This window comes from Sandarakinorhabdus oryzae (genome assembly GCF_009733735.1).
Classification (GTDB): Bacteria; Pseudomonadota; Alphaproteobacteria; order Sphingomonadales; family Sphingomonadaceae; genus Sandarakinorhabdus; species Sandarakinorhabdus oryzae.
The window spans coordinates 1-5,940 of the sequence record NZ_WNJP01000165.1 but is presented as its reverse complement, the minus strand read 5'-3'; the positions used below and the strand labels follow the sequence as shown (position 1 = coordinate 5,940).

Below are 5,940 nucleotides of genomic sequence, written 5' to 3'. Positions count from 1 at the left end.
GTTGGCGCGGCGCTGGCCCTGGCGCTGGCGGCGCTGCTGCAATCGGTGGTGAAATCACGGCTGCTGCAGGCGCGGCTGGGGCATGCCGTCGCCGGCTGGCGCCTGTCGCTGCTGCTGGCCGGGCTGCCGACCCTGGGCCTCGGCCTGATCGTGCAGCGCACCCCGGAGCCGATCCAGCTCACCATCGGCTTCTTCGGGCTGCTCGGCACCTATGGCTTCATCATCTGGCGATTCGGGTTCAAGGGCGCTGACCGCCTGCTGTTCGCGCGCGGCCTGAAGAAGATCGAGGAGGAGGCGGCCAGTCTGCCGCTGCCGCTGCCGATCGAAAAACTCTAGCCGGGGACTTTCACCCAGCTCGGCTGGCTCGGGTCGATATCTTCCGATGTCACCGGGCCCTCGCCGATGATCTGCACGATCACCGTGTCATCGCTGTTTGAGCCATCCCAGTGGATGCCGCCGGCCGGGTGGAACATGTAGCTGCCGGCGGGCAGCGCGCTTGCCTTGCCAGGCGCAAATTCGGTGCCGGTCCCGGCAAACCAGCGGCCCTGCAGCACCGTCACATGGCGATCGCGGCTGTGGCGGTGCGGCCGGTCCATCACGTGCGGCGGGAATTTCACCCGGATCACGTAGGTGCCTGGCTGCGACGGATTGCCGGCGATCACGGCGCTTTCAACACCAAGATCGTTCATCTTGCGCCACTGCACAGCGTCCACCGGCACGATGCGGAACGCCTCGGGCGGCGCCGGGGCGGCGGCCAGCGCCAGCAGGATTAGCGCAGCGTGCACCTCACAGGCCCGGCGGCGGTGGCGGGAATTGCATGCCAGGCTGTGCCGCACCCGGCGTGCCGGCCACTGTCGCGGCATAAATCGCGTCACCGATGGGCAGCTGCGCCAGCGTCAGGGCCAGCGCCGTGGTCAGCGGCAGCGCAACCAGGCCGATGGTCCAGGCCGGGTGCCAGCCTTCGCCGGCGCGCCATTCGCGCCACGCCAGCCACAGCGGGAACAGCAGGCCGGGCACCATGGCAATCTCCATTGCCCACGGCATCAGCAGCGGCGCCGGCAGCAGCCGGCCAAAGGCCGGGCCCATCAGGCTGGCCAGCGCGCAGAATTGCAGGCGGCGATGCCAGCCGGTGTCACGCCGCAGGGCGATCGCGCCCAGCACCAGCGCTGCCGCGCAGAGGAGGCCGAGCGGATTTTCGATCAGGAACTGCTGCGGCTTGAAGAAGAAGGGTGCGCGCAGGGTCTGCACCGAATTGACCGTCACCGCCGTGCCGGCCACCAGCATCAGCGGCACCCAGGCGAGGCCAATCCAGCCGATCCGGCTGTGCCAGGCGATGCGGCCGCTGGCGGCAAGCCCGGCCTGCAGGAAGCTGATCGCCACCCAGCCAAAGAACACCAGCGCGTGCACATGCACCACGGCCGGCGCCGAGAAGCTGGAGCGGCCCATGGCCAGCTGGAAGGAAAAGGCGGCGGCGAAGATCAGCGCCATCACGCCGGTCAGCCGCGCCTGGGTGGCAATCCAGTCGCGCTGGCCTGTTGCTGTCATTGCTTGTGTTGCCATGTGATCAGTCCCTACTGTATTGGCGGCGTAATACACAGGGCGGCAGCTGTGTCAAGGATGCTTGCCGTTTTCGCCAGCTTGGCGTGTCGGGCCAGACCGGTCAGCTTCCCCCCGAAAGCCACGGGAGCATGACAGATGATCGGTGTAATTGCGACGTTGAAAATCCAGGACGGCAAGGCCGAGGATTTCGAGGCGGTGTTCCGCACCCTGGCGGCCGCAGTGCGCGCCAATGAACCGGGCAATCTCTGCTATCAGCTCACCCGTTCGAAGAGCGATCCGCTCACCTACAAGGTGCTGGAGCTCTATGCCGACGAGGACGCGCTGAACCTGCACGGCGCGTCGGCGCACTTCAAGGCCGCCGGCCCGGGCCTCGGCCCCTGCCTGGCCGGCCGGCCCGAGATCGAATATCTGGACGGGGTGGCCTGACGCCACCCCTGCGGTCGTTCAGAGCGCGGCCTTCAGCGCGGCGTTATTTGAGTGCCGCGTTCAGCGCGTCCACGAGGTCGAGCTTTTCCCAGCTGAAGCCGCCGTCGGCATCGGGCGTCCGGCCGAAGTGGCCATAGGCGGCCGAGCGCTGGTAGATCGGGCGGTTGAGACCCAACTGCGTGCGGATGCCGCGCGGGGTGAGCGCAAAGCCCAGCTTGGCGGGATCGGCCAGCACCGCTTCCACGGCGGCTTCGGCCACGGTGCCGGTGCCGTGCAGATCGACGTGGATCGACAGCGGGGCAGCGACGCCGATGGCATAGGAAAGCTGGATGGTGCAGCGCTTGGCCAGGCCAGCCGCCACGATATTCTTGGCGAGATAGCGGCAGACATAGGCGGCTGACCGGTCCACCTTGGTCGGGTCCTTGCCGCTGAAGGCGCCGCCGCCATGTGGGGCAGCACCGCCATAGGTATCGACGATGATCTTGCGGCCGGTCACGCCGGCATCGCCATCCGGGCCACCAATCTCGAACTTGCCGGTGGGATTGAGGTGGATCACCGTCTCATCGGTGATGAAGCCCTTAGGCAGCACGTCGTGCAGCACGCCCATCACGTAGGTCTTGAGCGCGCCGAACTTGGCTTCGTCGCCGCCGCTGGTGCCATCCTTGGCCCAGGGCGTGCAATAATCGGGCGCATGCTGGGTGGAAACGACGATGGCGGTGGCGGCCACCGGCACCTCGTGCTCGTACCGCAGGGTCACCTGGCTCTTGGCATCCGGCTCGAGGAACGGGGCGACGCCGCTGTGCCGATCGGCCGCCATGCGCGCCAGGATGCGGTGCGAATAATAGAGGGTGGCCGGCATGTAGTCCGGCGTTTCGTCGGTGGCATAACCGAACATGATGCCCTGGTCGCCGGCGCCTTCATCCTTGTTGCCGCTCGCATCCACGCCCTGCGCGATGTCCGAGCTTTGCGGGTGCAGGTGGTTTTCAAAGGTCAGGTTCTGCCAGTGGAAGCCCGCCTGTTCATAGCCGATGCGCTTCACCGTCTCGCGCACGGCACGCTGGATTTCCTCCTGCGCACCCGGCTCCCAGTTGCCGGCGGTGTCGATCATGCCGCGGCCGCGCACTTCGCCGGCCAGCACGACACGGTTGGTGGTGGTCAGCGTCTCGCAGGCCACGCGCGCTTCCGGGTCCTTGGCCAGGAACAGATCGACGACGGCGTCGGAAATCTGGTCCGCCACCTTGTCCGGATGGCCTTCCGAAACCGATTCGGAGGTGAAGATGAAGCTGCTGCGGGTCATGAGGCTGCTCTCGACGGATAGGACGCGCCGTCATACGCACCGCCGCCCGCCCGCGCAAGTCGCATAACGAAATCTTTATATGTTGCCTGTCAGATGGTGCGGAACGGGCGCGGCGGTGACGGCGGCGTGCGGCGATCGATCAGCAGCGCCGCAAAGGCCGCCAGCAGCGCCGTCACCACCACGGGATACAGGCCCAGCCGATCGAAAAGAGTTTCCGGCAGCGGCGGCGGCAGCGCGGTGATGATCACGTCCTTCTCGCCCTGCGCCAGCGACACCTGCACCCGGCCATAACCATCGATCACCGCGCTGATGCCGGTGGGGGTGGCGCGCACGATGGCCAGCCCCTCTTCGATGGCGCGCAGCCGGGCCTGGGCCAGGTGCTGCGGCGGCCCCCAGGCCCCGAACCAGGCATCGTTCGACACGTTGGCAATCCAGCCCGGGCGGTTGTTCGGGTCGCTCACCGCCTGCGGAAAGGCGATTTCATAGCAGATCATCGGCGAGACGGCGGTGAAGCCCGGCAGTTCCAGCGTGCGCGGGCCGGGGCCATGCTGGAAATCGAAGTCGCCGGGCACCAGCCGGGCGATGCCCAGCGGCTCCAGCCAGTCCCGCCACGGCACATACTCGCCCAGCGGCACCAGGTGCGCCTTGTCATAACGGGCGACGATACGGCCGCCGCCCGACAGCACGAACAGGCTGTTGGCATAGCGCGGGCGGCCATCCCGGCCGCGCGTCACCCCGGTGCCGCCGGCCAGCAGCATGTCGGTGGCGGACAGGCCGGCCGTGATGCGGGCACGGGCGTCGGCATCAATCTCGATCAGGTCGTCGATGGCACCTTCCGGCCACAGGATGAGCGTCGGCTTGCGGGGCAGCAGCGCCAGGCCGCCGCCGGCCTGTTCCGGTGCCGGGTTGGCGATGCCAGGCGCCACCTTGTTGGGCATCGCGCCGGTCACCTTGTCGGCACTGGGCGGCAGCGGCGAGGTGACGCCTTCGGTTTCGGTAAGCTGGCGCTGCGCCACATCGGCGTTCTGCAGCACCGGCTGCCCGGCCCGCGCCACCTGCCCCAGTGCGGCCCGCGTCATCGACACATAGGTCTGGAGATGGCGTTCCGCCGCGGCAGCATCATAACGCTCGCCCTGGCCGATGCCAGGCTGCACCACGACCAGCGGCGCGCCGATGAACTCGCTCTCGACGATCATGCCGCTGCCGGTCAGCGCCAACAGGCCGGTGCCGGCAACAACGCCAGCACCACCCAGCCGCAGCCGGCGCGACGGCCCGCGCAGCAGCCACAACAGGCCGGTGGCGGTCGCCAGCGCCAGCAAGGACAGGCCGGCGCTGCCCACCACCGATGCCAGTTGCACCATCGGCGTTTCCAGCCACAGCGCGCCCAGCGGGTTCCAGGCAAAGCCGGTGAGCAGCGTGCCGCGCAGGGCCTCGGCCGGGGCCCACAGCGCCAGCAGCAACAACGCGCGGGATAGCGGCTTTTTCACCAGCCTCGCGGTCAGCCCGGCCGGCACCGCCACGAACAGCGCCAGGTAACAAGCGAGACCCACGACCGCGACCCAGCCCAGCGCCGCCGGCATCTTGGCCTGGAAGGTGAAGGCCGTGGCAATCCAGTTCAGCGAGACGGCAAACATGCCGACCCCGAACAGCCAGCCGCGTCCCGCCGCCTGCCACCCGCTGCCAGCCCCGGCCACCAGCTGGACAAAGATGGCCAGCCCCGCCAGCCCCAATGGCCACAGGTTGAGCGGCGCAAAGGCCACGGCCACGGCGGCGCCCGCCGCCAGCGCCAGCAAAGAAGACACACCCCGCATGTCCCGGTGGTAGCGGGGCCGGATGGCCAGCACCAGTGGGCTTTTGGTGGCACGCGCCGCCGTGCCATGCCACAAGGGCGGGCGATGGCCTCCCTTCCGCCTGCCGCTGCTGCCCCGACACTGGACCTCGCCGGCGTCACGCTGGCGCTGGGCGGTCGCCCGGTCCTCAGCGGCATCGATCTGGTGGTGCCGCCGGGCCAGTTCGTGGCGCTGGTCGGCGCATCGGGCGCCGGCAAGTCCAGCCTGCTCCGGCTGCTCAACCGGCTGCTGCGGCCTGATGCCGGGCAGATCCGCATCGATGGCGCCGATATTGCGCTGGCCGATCCGGTGCAGCTGCGGCGCGGCATCGGCTATGCCGTGCAAGGCGGCGGCCTGTTCCCGCACTGGACCGTGGCCGACAATATCGCCGCCGTGCCCTGGCTGATCGGCGAACCGCGCGAGCGCCGCATGGCGCGCGCGGCGGAACTGATGACGCTGCTTGATTTGCCGGCGCATCTGGCCGGGCGCTTTCCGGGCGAATTGTCGGGCGGGCAGATCAGCCGGGTGGGACTCGCGCGGGCATTGGCGGCGCGGCCCTGGCTGCTGCTGCTCGATGAACCCTTCGGTGCGCTCGATCCCGACACCCGCGATGCGCTGGGCGATCGTTTGCTGGCGCTGCACCGGGCCGAAGGGCTGACCACGCTTCTCGTCACCCATGATCTCGCCGACGCCCTGCTGCGCGCTGATCGGTTGGTGGTGCTGGATGGTGGCCGCATCGTTGCCAGCGGGCCGCCAGCGCAGGTGGCCGCCGATCCGCACCCGGCGGTGCAGGCGCTGGTGGCGTCGCCGCTGGCGCAGGCGCGCGCG

At 69.1% G+C, this 5,940-nt stretch carries 6 protein-coding genes and 1 pseudogene; 3 read left to right on the top strand and 4 right to left on the bottom strand.

The genetic code is table 11. The features are described from left to right. A pseudogene (locus tag GJ693_RS17000) lies at positions 1-336 on the top strand (lipopolysaccharide biosynthesis protein); the annotation flags it as partial. Here the strand turns inward: GJ693_RS17000 and GJ693_RS13150 are convergent. Both GJ693_RS13150 and GJ693_RS13145 read right to left on the bottom strand, forming a co-directional pair. Continuing rightward, positions 333-785 (bottom strand): cupin domain-containing protein, encoded by a 453-nt coding sequence (locus GJ693_RS13150; protein WP_156256743.1) that lies wholly within the window; start codon positions 783-785, stop codon positions 333-335. The pseudogene GJ693_RS17000 and the gene GJ693_RS13150 sit on opposite strands and share 4 nt — an antisense overlap. Before the next feature lies 1 nt (position 786). Next, positions 787-1,560 carry a hypothetical protein gene (locus tag GJ693_RS13145; RefSeq protein WP_156256742.1) on the bottom strand — a complete coding sequence of 258 codons (774 nt, stop codon included), beginning with the start codon at positions 1,558-1,560 and terminating at the stop codon, positions 787-789. 135 nt (positions 1,561-1,695) lie between these two features. Between GJ693_RS13145 and GJ693_RS13140 the strand changes: the two genes are divergently transcribed. After that, on the top strand, positions 1,696-1,986 hold the full coding sequence (locus GJ693_RS13140) for a putative quinol monooxygenase (RefSeq protein ID WP_156256741.1): 291 nt from the start codon (positions 1,696-1,698) through the stop codon (positions 1,984-1,986). 43 nt (positions 1,987-2,029) lie between these two features. Here the strand turns inward: GJ693_RS13140 and metK are convergent, their stop codons facing one another. Continuing rightward, complete coding sequence (metK, locus tag GJ693_RS13135; RefSeq protein ID WP_156256740.1) at positions 2,030-3,283, bottom strand: methionine adenosyltransferase; 1,254 nt, start codon at positions 3,281-3,283, stop codon at positions 2,030-2,032. 89 nt (positions 3,284-3,372) lie between these two features. Beyond that, complete coding sequence (lnt, locus tag GJ693_RS13130; protein WP_197042188.1) at positions 3,373-5,085, bottom strand: apolipoprotein N-acyltransferase; 1,713 nt, start codon at positions 5,083-5,085, stop codon at positions 3,373-3,375. A gap of 93 nt (positions 5,086-5,178) precedes the next feature. On the opposite strand from lnt, the gene GJ693_RS13125 reads away from it, so the two are divergent. Continuing rightward, positions 5,179-5,940, top strand: a 762-nt coding sequence (locus tag GJ693_RS13125; protein ID WP_156256738.1) for an ATP-binding cassette domain-containing protein, incomplete at its 3' end; no start/stop codon positions are given.

Coding starts and splice junctions, on each gene's coding strand:
- GJ693_RS13140 (WP_156256741.1), top strand. CDS start 1,696: ATGATCGGTGTAATTGCGACGTTGAAAATCCAGGACGGCAAGGCCGAG.
- metK (WP_156256740.1), bottom strand. CDS start 3,283: ATGACCCGCAGCAGCTTCATCTTCACCTCCGAATCGGTTTCGGAAGGC.
- GJ693_RS13145 (WP_156256742.1), bottom strand. CDS start 1,560: ATGGCAACACAAGCAATGACAGCAACAGGCCAGCGCGACTGGATTGCC.